General features: G+C 40.0%; 21 protein-coding genes. 17 read left to right on the top strand and 4 right to left on the bottom strand.

The genetic code is table 11. The features are described from left to right. On the top strand, positions 1-1,593 hold the full coding sequence (gene pilM / locus PaeCFBP13512_RS04080; RefSeq protein WP_137221331.1) for a pilus assembly protein PilM: 1,593 nt from the start codon (positions 1-3) through the stop codon (positions 1,591-1,593). After that, on the top strand, positions 1,577-2,146 hold the full coding sequence (gene gspM / locus PaeCFBP13512_RS04075; RefSeq protein ID WP_161594203.1) for a type II secretion system protein GspM: 570 nt from the start codon (positions 1,577-1,579) through the stop codon (positions 2,144-2,146). The genes pilM and gspM overlap by 17 nt, the downstream gene beginning before the upstream one ends. 84 nt (positions 2,147-2,230) lie before the next feature. Here the strand turns inward: gspM and PaeCFBP13512_RS04070 are convergent, their stop codons facing one another. Next, positions 2,231-3,409 carry a hypothetical protein gene (locus PaeCFBP13512_RS04070; RefSeq protein ID WP_137221327.1) on the bottom strand — a complete coding sequence of 393 codons (1,179 nt, stop codon included), beginning with the start codon at positions 3,407-3,409 and terminating at the stop codon, positions 2,231-2,233. A gap of 178 nt (positions 3,410-3,587) precedes the next feature. On the opposite strand from PaeCFBP13512_RS04070, the gene PaeCFBP13512_RS04065 reads away from it, so the two are divergent. After that, a complete protein-coding gene (locus PaeCFBP13512_RS04065) occupies positions 3,588-5,201 on the top strand; it encodes a gamma-glutamyltransferase family protein (protein WP_137221325.1) in 1,614 nt (537 codons plus the stop codon). Between the two features lie 175 nt (positions 5,202-5,376). Here PaeCFBP13512_RS04065 and PaeCFBP13512_RS04060 read toward each other — a convergent pair whose 3' ends face one another. Further along, the gene (locus PaeCFBP13512_RS04060; RefSeq protein ID WP_241669264.1) at positions 5,377-6,045 is read right to left on the bottom strand and encodes a TVP38/TMEM64 family protein; all 669 of its coding nucleotides are present in this window, start codon (positions 6,043-6,045) and stop codon (positions 5,377-5,379) included. Between the two features lie 86 nt (positions 6,046-6,131). Further along, a complete protein-coding gene (locus PaeCFBP13512_RS04055) occupies positions 6,132-6,746 on the bottom strand; it encodes a TVP38/TMEM64 family protein (RefSeq protein ID WP_069326783.1) in 615 nt (204 codons plus the stop codon). A gap of 212 nt (positions 6,747-6,958) precedes the next feature. Between PaeCFBP13512_RS04055 and PaeCFBP13512_RS04050 the strand changes: the two genes are divergently transcribed. The 13 genes from PaeCFBP13512_RS04050 (at position 6,959) to PaeCFBP13512_RS03990 (ending at position 21,001) form a co-directional block, all read left to right on the top strand. Next, a complete protein-coding gene (locus PaeCFBP13512_RS04050; RefSeq protein ID WP_308640681.1) occupies positions 6,959-7,936 on the top strand; it encodes a potassium channel protein in 978 nt (325 codons plus the stop codon). A 116-nt stretch (positions 7,937-8,052) separates the two neighbouring features. Further along, complete coding sequence (gene aroD, locus PaeCFBP13512_RS04045) at positions 8,053-8,832, top strand: type I 3-dehydroquinate dehydratase (RefSeq protein WP_137221323.1); 780 nt, start codon at positions 8,053-8,055, stop codon at positions 8,830-8,832. Between the two features lie 273 nt (positions 8,833-9,105). Further along, complete coding sequence (locus PaeCFBP13512_RS04040; RefSeq protein ID WP_137221321.1) at positions 9,106-9,603, top strand: hypothetical protein; 498 nt, start codon at positions 9,106-9,108, stop codon at positions 9,601-9,603. 134 nt (positions 9,604-9,737) lie between these two features. Beyond that, entirely contained in the window at positions 9,738-10,508 is a 771-nt protein-coding gene (locus tag PaeCFBP13512_RS04035; RefSeq protein WP_137221319.1) for an SMI1/KNR4 family protein, read from the top strand. A 125-nt stretch (positions 10,509-10,633) separates the two neighbouring features. Continuing rightward, complete coding sequence (locus tag PaeCFBP13512_RS04030; RefSeq protein WP_137221317.1) at positions 10,634-12,088, top strand: SWIM zinc finger family protein; 1,455 nt, start codon at positions 10,634-10,636, stop codon at positions 12,086-12,088. A gap of 53 nt (positions 12,089-12,141) precedes the next feature. After that, positions 12,142-14,043 carry a HEAT repeat domain-containing protein gene (locus PaeCFBP13512_RS04025; protein WP_137221315.1) on the top strand — a complete coding sequence of 634 codons (1,902 nt, stop codon included), beginning with the start codon at positions 12,142-12,144 and terminating at the stop codon, positions 14,041-14,043. Next, the gene (locus tag PaeCFBP13512_RS04020; RefSeq protein ID WP_193555935.1) at positions 14,043-15,143 is read left to right on the top strand and encodes an AAA family ATPase; all 1,101 of its coding nucleotides are present in this window, start codon (positions 14,043-14,045) and stop codon (positions 15,141-15,143) included. Before PaeCFBP13512_RS04025 ends, PaeCFBP13512_RS04020 begins: the two co-directional genes overlap by 1 nt. Next, positions 15,140-17,500, top strand: coding sequence for a DUF5682 family protein (locus tag PaeCFBP13512_RS04015; protein WP_241669263.1), 2,361 nt, complete (start codon positions 15,140-15,142; stop codon positions 17,498-17,500). Before PaeCFBP13512_RS04020 ends, PaeCFBP13512_RS04015 begins: the two co-directional genes overlap by 4 nt. Continuing rightward, on the top strand, positions 17,500-18,726 hold the full coding sequence (locus tag PaeCFBP13512_RS04010) for a VWA domain-containing protein (RefSeq protein WP_441343314.1): 1,227 nt from the start codon (positions 17,500-17,502) through the stop codon (positions 18,724-18,726). The genes PaeCFBP13512_RS04015 and PaeCFBP13512_RS04010 overlap by 1 nt, the downstream gene beginning before the upstream one ends. Positions 18,727-18,791: 65 nt before the next feature. Beyond that, on the top strand, positions 18,792-19,367 hold the full coding sequence (locus PaeCFBP13512_RS04005; protein WP_137221311.1) for a histidine phosphatase family protein: 576 nt from the start codon (positions 18,792-18,794) through the stop codon (positions 19,365-19,367). Between the two features lie 55 nt (positions 19,368-19,422). After that, positions 19,423-19,638, top strand: a complete 216-nt coding sequence (locus tag PaeCFBP13512_RS04000; protein ID WP_069326775.1) for a hypothetical protein — start codon at positions 19,423-19,425, stop codon at positions 19,636-19,638. A gap of 229 nt (positions 19,639-19,867) precedes the next feature. Next, entirely contained in the window at positions 19,868-20,500 is a 633-nt protein-coding gene (locus PaeCFBP13512_RS03995) for a DUF1273 domain-containing protein (RefSeq protein ID WP_137221309.1), read from the top strand. A gap of 39 nt (positions 20,501-20,539) precedes the next feature. Further along, positions 20,540-21,001, top strand: a complete 462-nt coding sequence (locus PaeCFBP13512_RS03990) for a DUF523 domain-containing protein (RefSeq protein WP_137221307.1) — start codon at positions 20,540-20,542, stop codon at positions 20,999-21,001. 382 nt (positions 21,002-21,383) lie between these two features. On the opposite strand, the gene PaeCFBP13512_RS03985 is transcribed toward PaeCFBP13512_RS03990, so the two are convergent. Further along, positions 21,384-22,418 carry a cupin domain-containing protein gene (locus PaeCFBP13512_RS03985; RefSeq protein ID WP_069326772.1) on the bottom strand — a complete coding sequence of 345 codons (1,035 nt, stop codon included), beginning with the start codon at positions 22,416-22,418 and terminating at the stop codon, positions 21,384-21,386. Between the two features lie 336 nt (positions 22,419-22,754). Here PaeCFBP13512_RS03985 and nirB point away from each other — a divergent pair, with 336 nt between their 5' ends. Next, on the top strand, positions 22,755-25,175 hold the full coding sequence (gene nirB / locus PaeCFBP13512_RS03980; protein ID WP_137221305.1) for a nitrite reductase large subunit NirB: 2,421 nt from the start codon (positions 22,755-22,757) through the stop codon (positions 25,173-25,175). Positions 25,176-25,182: the final 7 nt, after the last annotated feature.

The raw sequence follows: 25,182 nt of genomic DNA, 5'->3' as shown, positions 1-25,182 counted from the left end.
ATGTTTCAACGAAATTTACCTCACATCGGCTTATCGCTGGAACAGACAGAGATTCGCTATGTTTCTTTAAAAAAGAAAAAGCAGTGGGAACTGGAAAGTAAAAAGTTTTTACCGATTCCTTCAGGCGTTATTGTTGAGAATCAAATCGTAGATACCGAAAAGATGAATCAGCTACTACGCAAATGGGTGACAGATGAAGGGTTAAAAGGGCAATCGGTCACACTATCGATTCCACCTTCTCGTATTCTCGTTCGCGCGATGAGTATTCCAAGTACCAATGCCAAGCAAGTCAGTCAATTGGTGGAATTGGAAGTAGAGACAGGGCTACACTTACCTTTTGAAAATCCTGTATACGATTATATTGTAACGTCTATTGATGAAGAACATACACACTTGCTTGTATTTGCTGCACCCAGTCAGTTGATTAAAGATTATATCAGCCTGTTGGGAGAAGCAGGTATCAAAGTCGTTGCTGTAGAGCTATCTGCAACCGCACTAGCAAGAACAGTGATTACTGAACATGGACGATCATTTGCTAATACGATGCTGATTCATTTAACCGATCATTTATTAGATATCTATATGTTCCGCAGTGGACAGCCTGTCTTTATGCGCAGTATAGAATCGACTAGAGGACTCGACGAGAGTTCAGTGCTCGATGATCTGAATACTTCATTAACTCGTCAGCAGGTTGAAGATATTATTCCTGAAATCTCACGGATGTTGAACTTTTATCAATATAGCTTACATGATGGTTCGATTAAGATCGAAGAGATTTTTGTAACAGGATTGCCTGAAGAACGAGAATTGTTAGCCCATGAATTAAGTCAATCTCTACCTGATATCCAAGTCGAAGCTGTCGAACTTGAAACGACTCAACATGCTTTTCAATCCGATCCTGATTTGAATAGTTATCGTGTCGCTGTCGGTGCGGCTCTTCGCCGGGAAGATGCACGACCGATTAATCTGTTACCACAAGAAAAGCGAGAAAAAAATCAATTTTCTTATTTGACTGTAGGCTTAAGTGCCCTATGGGTACTTGCTATGTGTGGAGCTATTTTCTATATGATCAGTGAGCGTGGAACAGTGACAGAACAAGAGCGTGCGATACAGCAATGGAGCGACCGGAATACATTAGCACAGCTAGAATTGTCCAAATGGAATGGTAGTGGTCCTTCAGCAACGGCTAACCAGACTGTGATTGATGCGGTAATGAATTATCGGTTAGACGTGGTAAGTATACTCGATTCACTGACTCAAAAATTACCGAAAAGCGGAATGATTCGAGATATCTCCTACAATCGGAGTTCGAATCTATTATTGACGACAAGTATGCGTAATTTTAGTGATGCGGCTAATTATCTGGTGCAGTTAAGAAGTATGCCTTTTGTCGAATCAGCTACTGTCAACAAAGCGACTCGGGATAGCTCAGTAGATTCAGCCGTAAAACCGACCAAAGGACAGCCTTCCTTATATCTAGTGATCTACACGATTGATCTTCAAGCACAAAGTGTAACAGGTGATACGTATGCAACGTCTTCTGTCGTTACACCAGCAGAGGGAGGGGGGGGACCAAATGGAACAGCTCAATAAATATCGTAATGTGATCTTGCTAGGTATTATTTTATTATTTGTGATTTTATTGGCTTTTTACATGTGGGTACTTCACCCCTTATCTCAAAAATCTCAACAATATGATAATCAATTAACTCAAATGCAACAGGAGTATAATCTGATTCAGACGAAAATTGCTCAGTTGAAAAGCGGTCAGCCGACCGATGCACAGCAAGCGATCCAAGCGGCTATCCCTTCAGCAGTAGCAAGTGAAAAGTTGTTATTGCAGCTGCAACAAGTCAGTCAGAACAGTTATGCTCGTATCACGGATGTCGAATTCGTTAATATTGATAGCAATACTAGCGGTGAGATTGCAGCTGAAAATCTAGGCGTAAATGTAGGACAGATTCGGATGAATGCTGAATTAGAAGGTGGATATACGGAAATTCGGGAATGGATGAATCAATTACAAAAGCTTCCTCGATTGATGACCGTCGATTCCTTTAGTTTCCAACAACCCTATACACCCGGCAAATCAGGTGCGATTTTGACAGCGAATGTTTCATTTACTGCGTATTATACATCGCCTTAAATATCCTATAGGGAATTATCATACAAAAAAGCTACTATAAACAAGAATGCTTGTTTGTAGTAGCTTTTTTATTTGGGCTTATGATTAAAATAAGTTTAAGCGTCTTTTTTGTTCTTCTGCAATCTCTTGTTTAACTTGTTGATTGGTTTGTTCCATTGTAGTTAATCCAGGTAAGATAATACTTTTAGTTTTTCCTGTGTTGATATTCATAACCGTTAACTGAGGATTAGGATAGATTACATCACCAGCAGTATCTACTGTGAAAAATAATTGCTTTCCAATCGCTATTGGATTCTCAGTATCTGTACCTAAAGAAGTCATTTGTTTTTTTGTTTTGGTTTTAGGATAATAAGCGAAAATTTCGAACTCTAGATCGCCAGTACTCTCCATATGTTTGGTAACTGTTGAATAATAAAGTATGGTCTCATCATCATTCCAACTGAAGTTATTAATATCTTCTGGATGAGTAGGACTGATTTGAACGCCATCGGAATGTACATTATTTAAAGGAAAACGATAAATCTGTTGCGGAACATCTAAAGATCCTTTTTCAACTTTAACTTTGCGCGGATCTGTCATCGTAGTATATATAAATTTCCCATTTCGACTGATCTTTAAAAATCTCATACTTCCACCATGTGTTTTTACTGTAGTTCGTTGCATTGTTTGCTTAGAAGCAAGATTATACTCAAAAATAGTACTATTGAAATTAAACCATTGTTTAGGAGCAGGCTTGGACTGGATCCCCATAGTAATAAATATTGATCGACCATCAGGTGCAAATGCGAAACTGTGAATCTCTTCTTTCTTTGTAAGAAGGGTATTTAACTTTCCTGTGTTGAGATCAAATGATTGAATTTTACTAACAAAATCAGGTTGCCCTTTACCTTTGTGCCAGATCATTGAAGAGGCTAAGAAAGTAACGGCTGAACCATCGGGTGAGAATTGCACATTAGAAAGATCAGGAGAATCTCTGTTATCGTTTTTGACAGTATATAAGACTTTAGAAAGATTCTGTTTGCGATCATATGTTTTGACCATCGTTTCTTGTAATCCTTGATCTGACATAATAGACGCAATATAAGCAATCTGATTGGTATCTTGCCGAAGAATAGTATAATCGTTCAATGTTGTTCGAATACTGGAATCTGCTGCCAAAGCATGATCTGGATTAAATAAGGCACTTGATGTTGCTATAAATAAAACCATAGTTACCCACAATATACTATTATGTATTAAGCGATAGTTCATTTTACCTTTCATTCTTTACCTCCATTATCATTTTGTAATCTAAGCGACTCTTCTATTATACCTATTTATAAATAATAAATACGATTTATCCTTTTTTAGAGATATTTAGCATAGGGTCTAATGTAATTATGACTCCAAATAGACTATAGTAATACATAACTTATTGATCATTCATCCTATGGAGGTACTTATGATTCCTTTTGATCCGTTATCTCATCCTTATGCTTCAGAACGACAACCGGTCTATGCTCACAATGGTATGGTCGCTACTTCGCAACCGTTAGCAGCGCAAGCGGGATTGGATATTTTGAAAAAAGGGGGTAATGCGATTGATGCTGCCATTGCGACAGCCGCTTGTTTGACTGTTGTTGAACCAACGTCTAATGGCATCGGAGGCGATGCTTTTGCTATCATCTGGACACAAGGCAAGCTCCACGGACTGAATGCTAATGGACCTGCACCTCAAAGTATCTCTATTGAAGCGGTTCAGCAAGCAGGGCATGATAAGATTCCGACCCACGGCTGGATTCCAGTGACCGTACCGGGAGCACCGTCGGCATGGCAAGCACTCTCACAGAAATTTGGGAAATTACCTTTAACTGAAGTGCTTCAACCAGCAATTAATTATGCAGAACAAGGATTTCCGATATCGCCAACGTTAGGGTATTACTGGAATCTAGCGTATGAACGGTTCGCTAAAATATTAACGGCAGATCAGTACCAACATTGGTTTACAACATTTGCTCCGCAAGGAAGAGCACCGCGTATCGGTGAAATGTGGCGTTCCCCAGATCATGCCAAGACATTACGTAGTATTGCCGAGACAGGCGCAGAATCCTTTTATCGTGGCGAAATAGCAGACCAGATCGATACATTCTCACGTCAGCACGGCGGATTTTTACGTAAAGAAGACCTTGCGGCATACCATCCTGAATGGGTCGATCCGATTGGAGTCCAGTATAAAGGCTATGATGTGTGGGAAATTCCGCCGTCTGGTCAAGGATTGATTGCATTGATCGCTCTTAATGTACTCAAAGGATATGAATTTGCAGGTCGGGATACGGTAGATACGCACCATAAGCAGATGGAAGCGATGAAGTTAGCATTTAGCGATGGACTCAAATATATTACACAACATGATAAAATGACGATGAAATTAGAGGATTTATTATCCGATCATTACGCTGATGAACGACGTGCATTGATCAGTGAACAGGCGTTACAACCAGAAGCCGGAAAACCTACAACCAGTGGAACGGTATATCTAGCCACCGCAGATCAAGAAGGCAATATGGTGTCTTATATCCAAAGTAATTATATGGGCTTTGGCTCAGGAATCGTGATTCCGGGGACAGGAATTGGACTGCAAAATCGAGGACATTCTTTTTCTCTTGATCCCACGCATGATAACCGCTTAGAACCCGGGAAAAAGACGTATCATACGATTATTCCGGGCTTTTTGACCAAAAACAGTCAGCCTATCGGTCCTTTTGGCGTGATGGGTGGATTTATGCAACCTCAAGGCCATGTACAAGTCGTCATGAATATGATCGATTTCCATCTGCATCCACAAGCGGCACTGGATGCACCACGCTGGCAATGGGTAGAAGGCAAAACAATAGAAATTGAACCGAATTTTCCTGAACATCTGGCTCAAAGTCTGATCCGCAAAGGGCATCATATCGTACGTGCTAACAGTGTCGGTGGATTTGGTCGGGGACAGATTATTTTACGAGATCCCGAGACAGGTGTATTGATCGGTGGCACAGAGTGGCGAACAGATGGTACGATAGCAGCTTGGTAAATGGAAGGGATATAGAATGGTATACGAGTTAAATTATAGGTTTCAGATAGTTTTGATCTATAAATAAATCCAATAGATCGTCTACAGGAATATAGATTAGATATGAACGACATAATTGTAAATAAAAAGGCGTCTATTCCCAACGATAGGTTGAGATTAGGCGCTTTTTTTGGATTTAAGATGATTTACAAGCTTGAGGTTCAGGCTCGATATCCAATACTTCTGATTCTTCCCGTTTGCTAAACCAAGCTTCCACTTTGCGGATAAAAATAAATCCAACAATAACAAATGCGGCGACAATAAACAATTTCCACGGCTGTTGGAAATAACTTGCCCAATCGGCTCCGATAAACGAGACGATAAAAATCATTATTCCTCGTCCTAACCCTGCGGCAATCGCAAAAGAACGGAATTTGATTCCGCTTAGTCCAGCCGCTACATGAAGCAACGTAAACAGACCAACCGGCAATAGACTAAACATAAAAATATACATAAACCCATTTTTTTTCATCCAACGTATACTTTTTTGCACGCCTTTGTTATGAGAAAAACGATCGATATATTTGTAATGTGAAAGTTTACGCACTAACCAGAATACAAGGATAGCGCCACTCATCACACCGATCCATGAGTACAATATACCTGACCATAACCCAAAAGCCGCTACATTCAGTCCGATCACAACCATCGTAGGCAAAGGCGGGATAAAAGATAGGAGAAAAGCAAGCAATATACTAAGCCACGGACCGATAGCACGGTATTGACCCATCAGATGATCAATATCACCTTCTTGGAGGTAAGACATAAATTGTGCAATATCCATAGCCACGTTCCTTTCGTTCAATCATTCTATATCTTTCATTACCCAATCATGCCTTTAAATTCTCGATTCTACGTATCTTTTATGTTATTTTTTACAATAGAAAACAACTATGGTTGTTCAGTAAGTGAATCGCGGCGACTAAACCAAGCCTCAATACTACGGCTACATACAAAGCAAATAATCACAAACAATAACACTAACAACAGATTCCACGGATTTTCACGATAACGAGACAAGTCTGCACCAATAAAAGAAACCGCAAATACCATAATCCCTCTACCGAAAATAATTGCAATCAGAAACGAACGAAATCGAATCCCGCTCAGTCCAGCCGCTACATTTAATAACGTAAACGGACCTACAGGAAAAAGACTCAATAAAAAAATATAATTAAATCCATTATTCCGAATCCAACGCCGTGTACTGACTACTTTGGGATTACGTACCAAGCGGGATAAATATCGATGTTCAGACAACTTACGTACCAACCAAAAAGCAGTCAGCGAACCTGCCGTAATTCCAATCCATGAATACAAAAATCCAACCCACAATCCATACACCGCCGCATTTACCCCCAAAATCACAATCGTAGGCAAAGGAGGAATAAAGGATTTGAGAAAAGGCAATAACATACTAGCAAGCGGACCCAGTGAACGATATTCACCCATCCAACTTTTCAGATTCTCTTCCGTCAAATAAGATAACCACTGCGAAATATCCATAAAAATATAAATCCTTTCCAGCGCTTGGCAATATAAGCGCGACATCTTCTCTATGTAGTATAACGGATGCATCCACAAAAAAGGCAAAATACACGCAGTTGTCGAATTATTTAACATTCAAGTTATTTTCAGCCAATCGATGTCAATAGAATAAAGGAGTACACCCAAGGATTATGCATATGTTTCTTCGACTTTCTCGCAAAATGGTCAGAATGCGCAAATCAGTATTAGCGACAACAACGGTATTATTTGTACTATTGTCAGCTACGATAGCGTATATGATCGAACCGGATACGTTTACCCACTGGTTTAACGCGTTGTACTGGGTACTGACGACCATGGCAACTGTAGGGTATGGCGATTATTTTATGAAAAGTATAGCTGGTAAAATCTTTACAGTATTTTTGTATATTTTCGGCATTGGTCTACTGAGCTTAATTATTAGTAAAATTGTAGATTCGATGGGAGAATATAATCGGAGAAGAGGAGCAGGTAAATTGAAATACGTAGGACAAGATCACATTATTATTATCAATTGGAGCAAAAAAGCACATTATGCAATAGATGAACTATTTGCCAGTCATCCAGAAATTGATGTTGTTATTATTGATCAACTGGAAAAGCATCCATACGATCATCCACAAGTTCATTATGTAAATGGTGATCCGACCAAAGACGAAACATTACTACAAGCAGAAATCAGTACAGCACGCTCTGCTATTATTTTTGCAGATTCACGTATTGATGATGCTTCGTTAGTCGATGGCAAATCACTACTGGTCGCTTCCAGTGTGGAACGGTTAGCTTCTCACGTACATACCACCGTCGAAATCATGTTAGAAAACCATATTAAAAATTTCCATCATGTGCATGTGAATGAATTTGTATTGTCTCATGATGCTATTTCACGCTTGGCTGTACGCTCGGCATTAAATGAAGGCAATAACGATGTGTTGGCTCAATTGCTCAATCGTCAATATGGAGAAGATATCTATCATGTACCTACAGAACCAGGCTGGCGTACGTATGGAGAAGCCTTTCAAGCATTATTAGTAGAAGGTGCAACATTAATCAGTGATCGTAACGATATGACTATTAATCGCAAACTGTCTGAGCCTATGCCAGCAGAAGCCAAGTTGTTTGTGATTTGTGATCCAGAAACTCATATTCGTCTGATAAATAAAGACTAATCGGTTGCTGTTGGATTTCAATGGCGTTCTGTGTCAGCATGCTCTAAATTGGGCTATAATATAATGTAGTTACAGACACGATAATCTATTTTGTATCGCAAAGGAGTTCGAATCAGATGTCTAATACAAATACATTCAAACCGGTACGAGTGAAGCACCTTACAATAGGCGAAGGAAAGCCTAAAATTTGTGTATCTTTAACAGGGCATACAACCGAGCAGATCATAGAAGAAGCGCATACACTCAAATTAGCAGATATTGATATGGTCGAATGGCGTGTTGATTTTTTTGAACAGGTAGAGCAATTGGATCAGGTGACATATACGTTGGAACGTATCCGTGATATTCTTCCATCGACTCCGCTTATTTTCACATTCCGTAGTGCCAAAGAAGGCGGACAATGCGAGCTGAGTAGCAACTACTATGTCGAATTAAATCAAGCAATCGCTGCGACAGGCGAAGTCGATCTTATAGATGTCGAACTTTTTAATGAAGAAACAGCTATTCAGCAATTGATAACAACAGCCCACGAACATAATACGTTTGTGATTATTTCCAATCATGATTTTCAGCAAACACCACCTAAAGAAGAACTGATCTCTCGCTTATCGCGTGCTCAACAATTAGGTGCAGATATCACCAAAATCGCTGTTATGCCTCAAATCAGTAGCGATGTGATTACCTTACTCGATGCGACCAATACGATGAAAGAACAGCATGCCGATCGACCAATGATCACCATGTCGATGGCAGGCAAAGGTATGATTAGCCGTTTAACAGGCGAACTATTCGGATCGGCGATCACATTCGGTGCCATTCAAAAATCGTCTGCTCCCGGACAAGTGCCTGTGTCTGACTTGCGTAGTATTTTGAGTTTATTACATGCTAATTTGTAAGTGAATCTTGTAAAGTCCCTCTGAATGGTTAGAGGGACTTTTTTGATATAACGTAAAAGAATATTGTAGAAAGGTCATTCGCTATGTCCATCTAATCTTTCTTACCGTCGCTTGTTGTAAAAGGATATCTTTGATAACTGCTTTGCAGTTGATATCCTTTTACAAAGGCGAGCGCTTCGCTCTTTCAGAATGATTAGATATCCTTCGCTCCGAGCTATAAGTTAGTTCACTTTTAATGATTTCAATTATAAGTACATTGGAGATGAGAAACTAATGCAGAAATTGATAGATCAGGCTTTAATTGGTGTTTCAGCAAGAATAAATAATGAAGTTAATAAAAGTTTGGGTGAATACATTTCAAAGAATAATATAAAAAGTACAATTGCTCTTACTAATAGTATAGATAGAGGTTTTATAGCTTTAGGGAATGAGTTACTACTTTTATTAAATAAATTATTTAAAGTAGGATTGAAAATAGAAGATATCGATAAAGCAAATGAAATAATTAATAATTATCTAGAGGTAGAAATAAAAACTATTATTAAAACATGTGAAGAAATGACAAATTTTAGTATAGATAATCTTAATTTAAATCAATTTATTTTAAAGAACAAAGAAGAATTAAAAGTTCAGTTAGAATTCGAATTTTTGTATATAAAGCAAGAAATTAAAAAGCATCGTAAAGCTGTAAGATGGGATTTATTTAAGCTTACAATAAGTGCTATATTAGGATCTACTATCACTATTGTAGTAAGACATTTTCTACAATAATGGTTAAATTTTCTGAAACTAATGCATACTATAGTTATTTTCAAAAATAAGTATTCTTAAATTTGGAAATGTTTATTCTCATGTTATTTATCTGTACAATAAACCTATAATAACTTCAGAAAGCAGGTGACTTTATGTATCTGGTGAATGAACATATACAGCATGTAGATCACGAGACACTGGTTCAGTTTCAACATACTCATCATATACAACTGCCAGAAGCTTATCGTGAATTTCTAGAGCAATATGGAGTGGGTACTTATTGTGGAGTACTGAATGTACAACTTCCAGACCAGCAACAGTTAACAGAATTTGTAGAATATGAGTTATGGGAATATGATAAAGATAGTCCTATCCATAATCAACAGTTGGCTGAATGTGTAGTGATTGCTACAACAATAGATGGCGACTTCCTTGCTCTTCATTCTCAAGTCAAGGATCTATTATGGATACCTAGACATTCTGAACGGATTGAGCTACGTCTTTTAGATCATAAAGCTTCTTGGATTGAAATGATGGATCAATGGTTGAAGATATCTTACGGCGATTCTTTTCAAATTATGCAGGAGAATCGATACTATGAATCATGGAATCAGGATCAACGGTATCGTTCATTAACATTTCATCCACCGACTGAAGGCAACGATTTACTGTCAATCAGTTCAAGTGCAGAGCAGTTAACACAGATCGCTCATCAGATTGATTTACAACTGCCCGCTGATTTGAAGATTGAGACGCCTTACAGTTGCCTGTTATTCTGGCGTTCGATTCAAGGCTATGTTCGCTTTAATTATGCTTATGGTTATGAAGTAGTCTTATGTTACGAAGATCATGATAAAGAGGCAAGTGAACAACTACTAGACGTACTGTTACAGCATCATATGTATGAAGATAGTCCTGAATAATTATTCCTCTTTAAAAATAAGAACAAATGTTCTATAATAAAGTATACAATTCTGCTAACAGGATATACTAGATACAATATAGAGACGCATACATCTTATGTTTTGACTATTAAAGGAGGATTTATATGGCAATTCAACTGACAGAAGGATATGTAGACGGACTTGCACCTAATGCAGCAGCAATCAAAAATGCTAAAGGATTAATTCAAAAAAATAAATTAGTACAACTTCATCAAACAGAAGATGGCACCTTATTATTTGGTGAGTGTGCAGGTAGTGGGAAAAGCAATTATGCATGTTCGGTAGATTTTATACAACCAGACAAAGAACCCACGTCGAGATGCAGTTGCCCGAGTCGTCAGTTCCCTTGCAAACATGCATTGGCATTAATGTATGCGTATGTAGCAGGACAGACATTTACAACAGCTACCATTCCAGAAGATATCGCAGACAAACGAAACAAAATTGAAAAGCGTGAAGAAAAAGCGGCTGCTATAGAAGCTGATCCTACGCTCAAAGCAGTACCAAAAAAGAAAACAGTCAACAAAAATGCGCTGAAAAAGAAAGTCCAAGCTCAGTTAGAGGGACTTGATATTTTGGAAAAGCTCACGTTGTCTTTAATCCGTAATGGTCTAAGCACAGTCGATGCAACAGTGATCAAGCGTATTCAAGAACATGTCAAACAAATGGGCAATTATTACCTCACCGGAGCGCAAGTGGAATTGCGTCGTCTGGCAGGATTGTTATCTCCCAAAAATAATCCTGAAGCGAACTATACATATGCAGTAGAACAGTTAACGCTAATTCATGCGTTGATTCGTAAAGGAAGGACACATTTACAGGCCAAGCTTGAAGATCCAGAACTGGCTTTGGATGCTGAATCGACGATTGAAGAATGGTTAGGGCATGCATGGCAGTTAAGTGAATTAGAGCAACATCAGCGCATGACAGAAGGCGCAGAATTAATTCAGTTGGCATTTACCAGTTATGACGATCCGGGAAGAATGGAATTTATAGATTTGGGATACTGGTTAGAGCTAGGTACTCACCATATTCGCCGTACATTACAATATCGTCCGTACAAAGCAGCCAAGCATATCCGTGAAGAGGATACGTTTACCGAAATTGCTTGTCCGAAGCCACTGTATGTATATCCGGGTGATCTTAATCCGCGTGTACGTTGGGAAAGTCTAGCGACGCGGGCTGTGACGGAACAAGATGTGCAATCTATTCATGCCCAAGCCTATACTTCTTTTGCAGAAGGGCTCAAATTGATCAAAAATCAATTAAAGAATCCATTAGCTGATCCTTATCCAGCACTTTTACTTCAAGTCAGTCAATTTTATCAGAGCGAAGATGGTCAATTGGTGATGAAGGATAGCGAAGGTCAATCGATTGGACTAACAGATATCTCACTGCCTATTGGAACAAGTACAGGCTTACTTCCTTATTTGCCACAGGAAACGCTGCAAGATGTAACAGTACTGTTGGTATTTGAACATCAGATGGATACAGGGCAATTAATTGCTCAACCGCTTTCGATTATTAATGGAAATGGAATTATGCGTTTGTTGTATTGAACGGAGATAACGCAGAATATAATGAATCATCCGAATAATAGGAGGTTACACGTATGAGTACAGCGTTATTACAAGAATTGTATCAAGAAACAAGACGGCTCTATATTGCAGGTAGTGAATTAGCAGTCGAAGATATACGGCTACGCAAATTATTACCTCGATTTCAGCAGTTAGGGGAAAAAGCACCGATTTTCAAGCGTCTTGGAGATAGTATTCAGAATGTATTGGATGAGACCCATGATAGCAGTAGCTCAGAACGTCTACAGAATCTCACATTACTATTATCTTCTGTCCTGCATACACAGGGAAATGCGACGGTAGTAGGTGACCTTAAGCCTTTAGGAATGGAGCAACAGGAACATTCTATTGTACCCATCACCTCGTATTCTTATCGTAAATTAGCGCCTGTCGTGCAAGCTTTATCGACTACAGGTGGTGGACGTCTTGAAGTGATTGAACAAGCGTTCAAAGAAGGCATTTTCCAAGATTCCCGATTAATGCCACTGGCTATTGAAGGATTATATGATCCTTATTCTGAAATTGCAGAGTTGATGACGCGTAAGATTGTACCGGCATATGGACTGGCTATTCTTCCTTATTTAAGAGATATTTTTGACCCTCAAGGAGATAAGAAAGAAGTACGTAAGCTAACAGCGATTCATACCATTGCGGAAGAACATCAATTGGATCTACTTGATGTATACAGTGAACTCGCTCGATCGGCTTCAGAGGATATACGTGCGACAGCGATTCGTTTTCTAGTAGGTCATGAAGAATATGTGCCTGAATTGATTCAGTGGACCAAAGATAAAAAGAAAAATGTACGTGCATCTGCTTATTATGCACTGGCGGGTAGTTCGTCGAATCAAGCCATTGCTTGTCTGTTAGAAGCTTCAAACGGCAAAGACTTGGAATACATTGTCGATGCGGTTCGTTATCAAGAAGTATCACAAGCCTTAGAAGATCAGTTAGCTGTCGCTTTTGCCAAAGATGTCGAGCAAGCCATCCAATCAGAACAACAAGAATATATAGATCACAAAGCACTTGAAAAATTAGCTGAACGATTATTATTATTTAGCAAAATGTGGACACATAGCCCGAATGAAACGGTGCATCAAAGTTATCAGGATATGCTAAAACATTATACTTATTTGTACAATCTAAGTGCGACGAATCAGATTACAGATTGGCGTAATCTATTATGGGATGCTGCTAGTTATATCGAATACAGAGGAAGTCTAGAAGACTTGGAATTGCTATATGAAGTGTCTGAAAAAGATGCTAATTTTGTGCCCTCAGCTTTCCGTTTATCAATCCAGATTTTGTCTCCAGAACAAGTCTATGATCAGTATGTAGGTGGAGTCGTGTCTCAAATGAAAGCCAAAATCAATAAAGATGCCAAAGCACGTCTTGGCAAAGTGATCGCTACGATGCGACCAATGCTAATCGAAAATGGGTATGAAAGTTTCTCATTAGGTCATGAAGAACAACATGCGTATACGCAAAAGATTTTACCATTATCAGAAATCGAACAAAAATGGGACAAGCGCTGGTTGGAATTTGCAATGAAACAAGATGATGTAGAACTGGTAGCCGGTCTGGCTCGTCCGGGTGTTAAAGGGGTAGACGAATTTTTACGACAAAAATTGAAGGATAATCCAGAATTTCGCAATCGCACAGCTACTCTGATTTTACGTGCTCTTGAAGAACGTCTAGGCATATCCAAAGAAGATAAACGTGAACTGATGTGGCAAGCGATTGATGATCGTCGTAATTCAAATTCATATATGTTTGAACCTTATATTATTCATTCTCTTTTAGAATTCCCTGTTGAAGATATAGAGCGCTTAGAAGCCTTATTACCGGAAAATCGGGAAGCTACTATTCCCAAATTCAGAGGATATGCAGCAGAACAATTAGAGTTCGTAATCCACACACTGAAAGGGATGAAATAATGAGTACACCTGAATCTTTACAAGATACGATGAGACAATCGGCAGAATTATTGTATGCGCACGAGTTAGAAGCTTTACGTCAACATGATAGTGGCAAAATTCCTGCGGGCTGGCAAATGTCACCGCAATCGGTATTGACGTTTATTACAGGTGGTCAAGCAGGCAAAGTCCCGATTACACCTAAATATATTGGTAATCGTCGCTTGGTAGAAATGGCGATTGCAACACTGGTTACTGATCGTGCCCTTTTATTAATTGGTGAACCCGGAACAGCGAAGTCTTGGTTATCTGAAAATTTGGCGGCAGCTATCTATGGGCATTCTAATCTGGTTGTACAGGGAACAGCAGGAACGAGTGAAGAACATGTTCGCTATTCGTGGAATTACGCGATGTTACTGGCTAATGGTCCTACACCAGAAGCATTGGTACAAAGCCCAATTATGCGTGCGATGGAACTTGGCGGTATCGCTCGCTTTGAAGAGATATCACGCTGTGCTTCGGAAGTGCAAGATGCGTTAATTTCGATTTTGTCCGAAAAAACGATTGCTGTACCGGAATTAGGTAAAGAAATGAATGCTCGTAAAGGATTCTCAATTATTGCTACCGCTAATACACGTGACCGTGGAGTTAATGAAATGTCTGCGGCACTCAAGCGACGGTTTAATATTATTGTGTTACCAGCTCCATCAAGTCTGGAGAATGAAATGGATATCGTACGTAAACGGGTAGGTGAAATTGCTTTTGCCTATGATCTGCAAGCTGCTGTACCGGCAGATGAAGCATTGCTCAAAGTAGTGACGATATTCCGTGAATTACGTAGCGGAATGACATTGGATCGCAAAGATAAATTAAAATCTCCGGCAGGTGTTATTTCGACCGCAGAAGCGATCTCTTTATTAACGAATAGTATGGCGTTAGCCGCAAGCTTCGGGAACGGAGAATTAACCGATGGAGATCTTGCCGCAGGCTTACAAGGGGCTATTGTCAAAGACGATGATAAAGATCGTATTGTCTGGAAAGAGTACTTGGATAATGTCATGAAAAAGCGGGGAGAACAGTGGCGTGGTCTATATCAAGCATGTAAGGAGATGAACGAGTGAGTAGCCAGCTTGAGCTTGGTATCGGTGTGCATATTTTCGGAGTGCGTCACCTTTCCCCTGGTGGCTCAAAGCATCTGCTTGATGATCTGAATCGAATCAAGCCCAAAATCATTTTGATCGAAGGTCCTTCTGATGCCAGTTCAGAGATTAGGCATATTACACAGCGCCAGACGAAGCCGCCAATTGCGATTCTAGCTTTTACCGAAGAATTGCCTGTACGTACTGCATTATGGCCGCTAGCGTCATACTCTCCTGAATATCAGGCGATGAAATGGGCAGCCGATCATAAAGCTCAATCTGTATTTATCGATTTACCTTCATCGGTCATGATTGCTTTACAAGATATGCGTAAGCGTGAACAACAGCAACGAGCAGAATCATCGCCTACACCTGATCCCGAGCAAGTCACGCCTCAAGCAGAAGTCTTGCATGAAACTGTGCATGAATCGCTGTATGATCGGATTGCGCAATTGTCTGGTGAAGATGACTATGATATGTACTGGGAACGCAATTATGAACATAATTTAAATGAACATGCGTATCGACAAGCTATTTTACAGTTTTCAGAGCAGATGCGTGAATTAACAGAAGCAGAAGAACAACATTCTTCCGCTAGCGAGCATGCTTATAATGCGATTCGAGAATCGTATATGCGTCGACAGATTAAGCAAACGATTGAAAGTGGTTATCAACCAGAAGACATTCTCGTAGTCTGCGGTGCTTATCATGCTGCCGCACTTAGTCATGTATCAGATATCATGACAGATCAAGAATTACAAAGTCTGCCTTCATCTTCAACCAAGCTAACATTGATGCCTTATTCTTACTATAAATTGTCGTCGATGTCTGGCTATGGTGCAGGGAATCATGCTCCTCATTATTATGAAATGATGTGGCAACAGATGAACCGTGAGGCTTTAGATGAATTGCCTCATCTTTATTTATCTTCTGTAGCTCGATTATTGCGTAAAGCAGGTACCCATCGTTCTACGGCTGAAGTGATCGAAGCGGTACGGATGGCACAATCTTTATCTGCTCTACATGGAGGAAGTATTCCAGTGTTGCGTGATCTACAGGATGCGGCACAGACTTTACTCGGACATGGTGATCTATCGGTGATCGCTGAATCGTTAGCTCAGATCAACGTAGGAACAACGATTGGACAGCTTGCTGAAGGGGTCAGTCAGACTCCGATTCAAGATGATCTCAATCGCTTATTACAACAATTGAAATTAACCAAATACAAAACCACAATCGCCCAAGACCTGATGCTAGATTTACGTGAAAATCGGCGTGTGCAATCGAAAGAGTCGGCTTTTTTGGATCTTCACCGCTCTTTTTTATTTCATCGCTTACGTCTGTTAAATATCCATTTTGTTCAACAACAACAGACTCAGCAAGATCAAGCCACATGGGCAGAACGTTGGATTATTCAGTGGTCGCCTGAAGTGGAGATTCAAGTGGTAGAATCGACGTTGCTAGGTGAAACGGTAGAAATTGCCGCCGCTTATGTATTACAGCAAAAGTTAGATCATTGTTTGACGATTGCAGAAGCATCTGACCTGATCTTAATCGCTTGTGAAAGTGGCATGGTTACGCAGTTAGAAAATGGTCGCCAGACGCTACAACGACTGGCTGTCGATAATCAAGATGTTATCCAGATTACATTAGCCGCCAGAAGCTTATCCAAAATTATTCAATATGGTGATCTTCGCCGCATAGATACGATGCCTTTGATCCCATTATTAGAGCAGTTATTCACGCGTGCTTCTTTATTTCTGGTGACTAGCTGTCAGTGTAATGATGAAGTAGCCCATGAAATGATGAAGTCGATTAGCGAACTGCATACGATAGGACTGGATCATAGCGAGCAACTGGATTACCAATTATGGATAGAGCAACTTACTGAAGTGATGGAACGAGACGATTTGAATGCCAAATTATCCGGGTTCGCTTGTTCGTTATTGATTGAGCGTAATCAGGTGTCGGCAACACAACTAGCGGCAGAGGTATCGAGACGATTATCGCCAGGTGTACCTGCTGATCTGGGAGCAGGTTGGTTCGAAGGACTATCCAGTCGTAATCGCTATATGTTATTGTCACGTACAAGCTTATGGGAGCAACTTCATCAATATATTGAATCATTAGAAGATGATGATTTTGTACGTGCTCTTGTATTTTTAAGACGTGCATTTAGTACCTTTTCGCCATCTGAGAAAAATATGATTGCTGAACTGTTAGGCGAATTATGGGGTGTGAATACCGAACAAGCTGCTGAAATCCTGACGGAAGAATTGAAGGAGGAAGAAGCCAAAATGATTGATGACCTGAATGATTTTGATTTCGAAGACTTTTGATGATGAATCCTACTGATAATGAACATCAAAGATTGTCCCGTTGGCGATTGATTCTAGGAGCTGATGCCGAGCAACAATTGGAGCGTCAGACTTCAAGTACAATCGAAGGAATTACACTTACAGAAGAAGAAAAGATTATGGATCAAGCATTGGCAGCTATTTATGATGATACATCAGGTCAGGGAGGTAATTCCGGAGGCGGTAATACAGGTGGAAAAGGAGCAGGTAAAGGTCCTTCTTCGCCAACATTAACACGCTGGCTGGGAGATGTACGTACTTTTTTTCCAGAAGATGTGGTATCTATTATCCAGAATGATGCGATGGAACGTAAAGGATGGAAACAGCTTTTATTTGAACCTGAAGTATTATCTCAAGTAAAGCCGGATATTACGCTGGTGGGTACATTAATGGCGTTAAAAGGTAAAATTCCTGAAAAAACAAAAGAAACCGCGCGCTTACTGATCCAGTCTGTTGTCGATGATCTGGTCAAACGATTAGAACAAGATATACGTCGTGCTGTAACAGGAGCACTTAATCGTCGTCAACATTCACCATTGCCTTCGTTAAGTGGAATTGACTGGAAGCGCACGATTCAGCGTAATCTCAAACATTATAATCAAGAACGTCGTCAGATCATTCCTGAGAAATTCTATTATTTCGATCGTGCACGTCGTAGTCACGAATGGAAAGTCATTATTGATATTGATCAGAGTGGCTCCATGGCAGATTCGATTATTTGGGCGTCGGTGACTGCTTCTATTTTTGCGAGTATGCCTGCACTCGATACAAGAGTGGTGGCTTTTGATACGAGTGTTGTGGATCTGACAGAACAATGTAACAACGATCCGGTTGATATGTTATTCGGGATACAGCTAGGTGGAGGAACCAATATTGATAAGTCAGTCGCTTATTGCGAACAATTTATCGAGGAACCGAAAAAAACGCTGTTTATTCTGATCTCTGATCTTTATGAAGGTGGCAGTCAAGCCCGTCTAATTCGCCGGATGCGTGAATTGAAAGAAGCAGGTGTCAAAACACTATGTTTGCTTGCTCTGTCTGATGAAGGTAAGCCTTTTTATGATAAGCAATTAGCTCAAAAGTTCACTCGTGATGGTACGCCTAGCTTTGCTTGTACACCAGCTCTATTACCGGCATTAGTAGAAGGTGCGTTGAAAGGGCAAGATTTGACTGATCTGGTGAAGCGTTTGGGTATTGCTATCGATTAATCTTGATATATGTATGTATCAGCCTTGGATCGCACAGATGAAGCAAGATCAAGGAGACGTGACCGATGAAGCATATTTTTCTTATTCGTCATTGTCAGGCAGAAGGACAAGCACCTGATGCACGCTTAACTACACTCGGGCAAAAACAGTCACTCCAGCTAGCTGATTGTTTCAATGATATTCCGATCGATTATATTGTATCTAGTCCTTATGAGAGAGCTTATCGCACGATCGAACCGCTTGCTGTTAAAAAATCATTATCGATTCATACCGATATCAATTTGCAAGAACGAGTCTTATCTCAGGACAATCTACCCGATTGGTTAGAAAAGTTAAAGTTAACATTTGACGATTTGGATCTATGTTATGCCGGTGGAGAATCGAGTCGGCAAGCGATGGATCGAGGGATCGCTGTGCTTGATAAAGCTATACGTACAGATGCCAAGCAGATTGCAGTGGTCTCGCATGGCAATTTAATATCGCTTTTACTCAAATATTATAATGATCAGATTCAATTTGAACACTGGCAAGCTTTGTCTAATCCAGATGTGTATCAATTGGTATTTGATGATGAATATCAGTTGCTTCATATGGAACGTATATGGCAATCCTTTAAAGGTATAAATAGCTTAAGAAGATAAAGTATTCGTGGAGTTGAACCATCCCTTATGCTATGATGAAATTGAGGTGAACACAATGAGTACAGAACAAGAACACAATGAAGTAACAGAAGAATCCAAGCAAGCACAAAAAGTCAGCCAGGCTGAAGCGGCTAAACGTTTGTTAGCAATGAAAAAGCAAGCAAACCAACAAGGTAAAGGCTCTAATAATGGATTTGATGGCGGCGGTAAAAAGATGAAAAGCCAGATGACCAAAAAAGTAAATAACCAACGTAAGAAAATGGGAACCTAAGCACTTTGTAATATCAGTGTGACCACATGCAATAAAAGATAATGGTATACAGAAAATAATCGAATCTTATGAAGTAAACCTATTCAGTGTTGATACTGAGTAGGTTTATTTTTTTTATCATATATCAAAATTGACTATTCTTCGTATTCCATACCGATCGATTTTTGCTTTATTTCGCTTCATGTTATGATGGAATAAGAGCATGAACAGAAGCGGAGGACAGCAAGGCATGAAGAATTTATTGGTGACCGGTTATCGTGCACATGAATTGAATATTTTTGGACAAAAGCATGAAGGGATTCCCTTTATTCAGCAGGCACTACGAAGCAAATTAATACCACTGATCGAAGAAGGATTAGAGTGGGTGATTACGCCCGGGCAGTATGGTGTTGATCTCTGGGCTTGTGAAGTGGTGATTGCACTGAAAGAACAATATCCTCAGTTACGACTATCCATTCTTTCTGCTTTTGCGAATCCTGAAGAAAAGTGGAGTGAAGATAAAAAGACGTATTATGAAGAGATTTGTAAAGGTGTCGATTATTACGGTCTAGTCAGTAAACAGCCCTATCAAGGAATCTGGCAATTTACAGCTCGGGATGATTTGTTATTTCGCAAAACAGACGGTATTTTACTGGTTTATGATGAAGACGGAGGCGAAGGAAGCCCTCGATTTTTTAAAGAAAAAGCGTTGAAAAAGCAACAAGCAGATGGTTATATCTATATCAGTATTAGCTCAGAAGACATTCAAAGTATTGCCGATGAACAGCAACTCGATCAGCAATTGGAAGAATCGTTTGCAGAATCTCCGACCGAAACGATCGATGGAACCCATCCTAATCACGATCCTTTTGAAGAGATTTGATCGATTTGGAAAAAAGTAGGTAAAAAGGAGGAGTGGAGCATGATTGGCATCAGTGCTTGCCTGACAGGAATAGCCTGTAGGTATGATGGCAGAAGCAATTTAGTGCAACCTTTAGATCAACTGATTCAGCAAGGCAAAGCGATCGCTTTTTGCCCGGAAGTGTTAGGAGGTCTGACTACACCACGCGAACCGGCAGAAATTGTAGGCGGAACAGCCGAAGATGTCTGGTCTGGAACAGCCAAAGTGATGACTGTATCGGGTGAAGATGTCACCGAATCATTCAAAGCAGGAGCTTTGGTCGCTTTGGAACAAGCGCAACAAGCAAAGATTACAGTAGCAGTACTAAAAGCCAACAGCCCTTCTTGCGGAAGTCAGATGGTCTATGATGGTACATTTAGCGGAAATAAGATCATTGGCTCTGGCTTAACAGCCGCTCTTTTTCGGCAAAATCATATTCAAGTTGTCGATGAACATACCTGTGATTTTTTGCTAGAACAATAGGAGTCACTGCCTTCTTATTTTAATAGAGTAATACTAGAGAGCGATAATTTTATCAATAACGAACAATCATGTTCCTTTCCATATACAAATCCATATAAAAAAAGATCATGCGATACACTCTACGCCAGGTACCGTACGTACTTGGATATCTTAATGTAGATAATGGTGTATTGGCATGATCTTTTTTATAGAAATAGGATAAGTGCAGTCAATCTTTGGGACAAACTAAAATCATCATTAGCATAATATTCAGGTTCAGTATATATCAATAAATAGTATCAATAATCTTATTTCTACAAACTGTATAAGTATCCACATTCTCAAATAGCATCATGTGTAGATGTAGATGTAGATGTAGATGTAAAATGCAATATTAAACGGTTTACTGCAAAGCAGCAGGAGCGATAAACCAGTGACGTTGAGGCAATTGACTCACTTGTTCACGGTTGATTTCTAGATTAGTCGCTAGAACATCGTTTGGTGTACTGGAGATCCATTTGGTCAGATCAATCGTCTCATGTTGCCCGTGGTTAAAGCCTACTAAGATACGACACACTTCAGTTCCATTGTTATAAATGTAATGCCCGGCTCCTTCTGGAACATAACCCACGTCTCCAGCTTCAAACTGATCTTCAATCAATTCTCCTTGACCCAAAAAAACAGCCATACGTGCTGTACCACTTATATAATATTGCCATTCGTCTGTATTTGGATGCCAGTGCATTTCTCGTAGTGCGCCCGGCTGAATCTCAATAATCGCTCCTGTCATATTGGTAGAAATCGGGAATAGGCGTGCAGAAGCGACCCGTTCTGTACCTCCACCGGGAACACGCTTGGGATCTTGAGCCATTAGTGGATAGCGATGCATACTGGTAAGCCCTGTAGCGCTACGTGCTGTAGCATCCAAAGTAGAATCATCCGGTACCTGCCCGTAAGCAAAATAAGATTCCTTTTTCGGCAAACGTTGTGCATCTTCAATCGAAATACCTAGATTCTGAGCGACTAATTCGATCGGAGTCTGGGCGATAAAGTCGGTAATACTAAAGGTATGTTTTTCGGTAAACGAACCGTTATTCATAATCTGAATAATATGACATTCATCCGGTCCCATGCCTTGAATCGAATGACCGTAGCCTTTGGGAAAATACCATACATCTCCACTATTAAAGTTATCTATGTACGTTGTTCCATCAGGATGTAGAATCGTTGTTCGACAACTGCCACTAACGACATAACCCCATTCAGAAGCATTGGCATGCCAGTGTAATTCTCTTAATGTTCCCGGAGCCAGTCGTAACGATACACCAGTCATCGCTGTGGATACAGGAAAGTCTGCGACAGACACCTCACGCATTTGGCCACCACTATGTTCATAGGCTGTTTGTTGTTCAAGCCTGTATTTAAATGTTTTGGTCATTATAACCCTCCATTGCTTTTATGATTAATCTTCTAAGCTAATTTGTATTTTGTCATAGCTTCTTTTTTTGCACATGGCACTATAAGCCCATCTATCGTGTCGAATAGACGGTTTCCCTTGCAAAATGGATACATTCTAATGACCAATTTGATAAAAAGGGTTATTTTGTGTCTTTATATTTCGAAAAGCTTGTGATTTAGATCACTACATATAGAAAGTAAGATGGATATACTGAATATAAACCAATAAATTTTAGATATTAAAGATTGTTTTATATATAACATACTCATGGAACAAATGGCATATAGATTCACATCAAAAAAGGGGGATTTTGATATGACAGCAACAAGAGAACGACTGGTTCTAATAGGTAACGGTATGGCGGGGGTCGCAACGTTAGAACAAATTATTAAATTAGGTGGACAATACGATATTACGGTATTTGGCAGTGAGCCACATCCGAACTATAACCGGATTATGTTGTCTTATGTTTTGGAAGGTACACAGACAATAGACGATATTATTTTGAATAGTCATGAATGGTATGAGCAAAATCAAATCACACTGCATACAGGTACAACCGTGACACGTATCGATGCCGGGCAACAAATAATTCATACGGATAATGGAATGATGGTTCCATACGACAAAGTGATTATCGCCACAGGATCGCAATCGTTTATTTTACCGATACCGGGTCATGACAAACAAGGAGTTGTTGGTTTCCGTGATATCGCCGATTGCCATCAAATGATCGATGCTGCTGCCCATTATCCACAAGCCGCTGTTATTGGTGGAGGATTGTTAGGACTAGAAGCCGCTAAAGGATTGGTGAGTCTAGGAATGGATGTCACAGTCGTCCACTTAATGGATGATCTGATGGAGCGTCAATTGGATTCTGTAGCCGCATCGATGTTACGTAAAGAATTAGAACGTCAAGGTATCAAATTCTTGACGGGTGCACAGACAGTTGAACTACTAGGTGGAGAACGAGTAGAGCAATTGGTATTCAAAGACGGTACGACATTGCCTGCTCAATTCGTCGTTATGGCGGCAGGAATTAAGCCTAATATTGCAGTCGCCAAACAAAGCAACATCGAGACCGGTCGAGGCATTATTGTGAATGACTATTTGCAGACTTCTGTAGATAACATCTACGCTGTAGGTGAATGTGTACAACATAGAGAAAGTTGTTATGGATTGGTTGCTCCACTGTTTGAACAAGGAATGATTTTGGCGAAACATATATGCGGGATTGATACTCAGCCGTATGAAGGTTCAGTGGTCTCGACCAAACTCAAAATTTCCGGTGTAGATGTATTTTCAGCAGGCGTATTTATTGAAAATGAACACCAATCAGTGATTACAGCGCGTGATGATTGGAAACGCACGTATAAAAAAATCATTTTAGAAGATCAAACGATTGTCGGTGCTGTTCTTTTTGGAGATATTACGGATGCCGCTCCATTGCAAAAGTTGATTCGTGATGGTGCACCGATGACCGATGAATTATATGCCGAATTGATGGGTACAGGCGGATGCGATCATAGCAAAAAGAAATCATCTGTCGATACGATGGCAGATAGTGAGATTGTGTGTGGTTGTAACGGTGTCACCAAGCTTGATATTGTCAGTGCTATTCAAGAAAAAGGATTAACAACGGTCGATGAGATCAAAGCATGTACCGGAGCAAGCCGTTCATGTGGTGGATGTAAGCCTGTTGTTGAACAAATTTTGCAATATGTACTGGGTGACGGAGCCACGATTGGAGCCAGTCAGGGCATGTGTAGCTGTACACCACTTAGTCGTGATGAAGTAGTTGCTGGAATCAAAGAAAAAGGACTTAAAACCATTAAAGAAGTAATGAATGTACTAGAGTGGAAGCAACCTGAAGGTTGTTCGAAATGCCGTCCAGCGATCAACTATTATCTAGGTATGCTTGATCCAGCACAATATCAAGATGAGAAATCATCTAGATTTGTGAATGAACGGATGAATGCAAATATTCAAAAAGACGGTACGTATACTGTTGTACCTCGTATGTATGGTGGGGTAACTACACCGGAAGAATTAAAACGGATCGCTGATGTATCTGTCAAATATAATGTACAAGCAGTGAAAATGACGGGTGGACAACGGATCGACTTGATCGGTGTAGTGAAAGAAGATTTGCCAAAAGTCTGGGAAGAATTAGATATGCCTTCCGGTTATGCGTATGCCAAATCGTTACGAACAGTCAAAACATGTGTAGGTGCTCAATATTGCCGTTTTGGAACACAGGATTCGATGGGTATGGGTGCTGATCTGGAACGTCGCTTTGAACGCTTAGATTTCCCTGCCAAATTCAAAATGGCAGTCAACGGTTGTCCTCGTAACTGTGCAGAATCGTGTACTAAAGATATCGGAATCGTTGGTAACGATGGCGGCTGGGAAATCTTTATCGGAGGCAACGGAGGGATCAAAGCCCGTCTAGCCGATTCATTCTGCAAAGTGAAAACCGATCAAGAATTGATTGATCTTTGTGGAGCGATTATTCAATACTACCGCGAAACAGGTAAATACTTGGAAAGAACATCGGAATGGGTAGAACGTATCGGTCTACCAACTATTTATGAAGCAGTGGTGACCAATGTAGAAAATCGTCAACAATTGATCGAACGGGTCAATCTTGCACTGGCACAAGTCGAAGATCCTTGGCAAAAAGTGATTAACGATACACCAACTCGTGAAGCTCTTTTTCATAAAATGGAAGTCTAAAGGAGAA

The sequence above is a fragment of the Paenibacillus sp. CFBP13512 genome (genome assembly GCF_005233705.1).
Classification (GTDB): domain Bacteria; phylum Bacillota; class Bacilli; order Paenibacillales; family Paenibacillaceae; genus Saccharibacillus; species Saccharibacillus nuruki.
The sequence above is the reverse complement of the archived record's forward strand: the minus strand, read 5'-3'. Positions and strand labels throughout refer to the sequence as shown.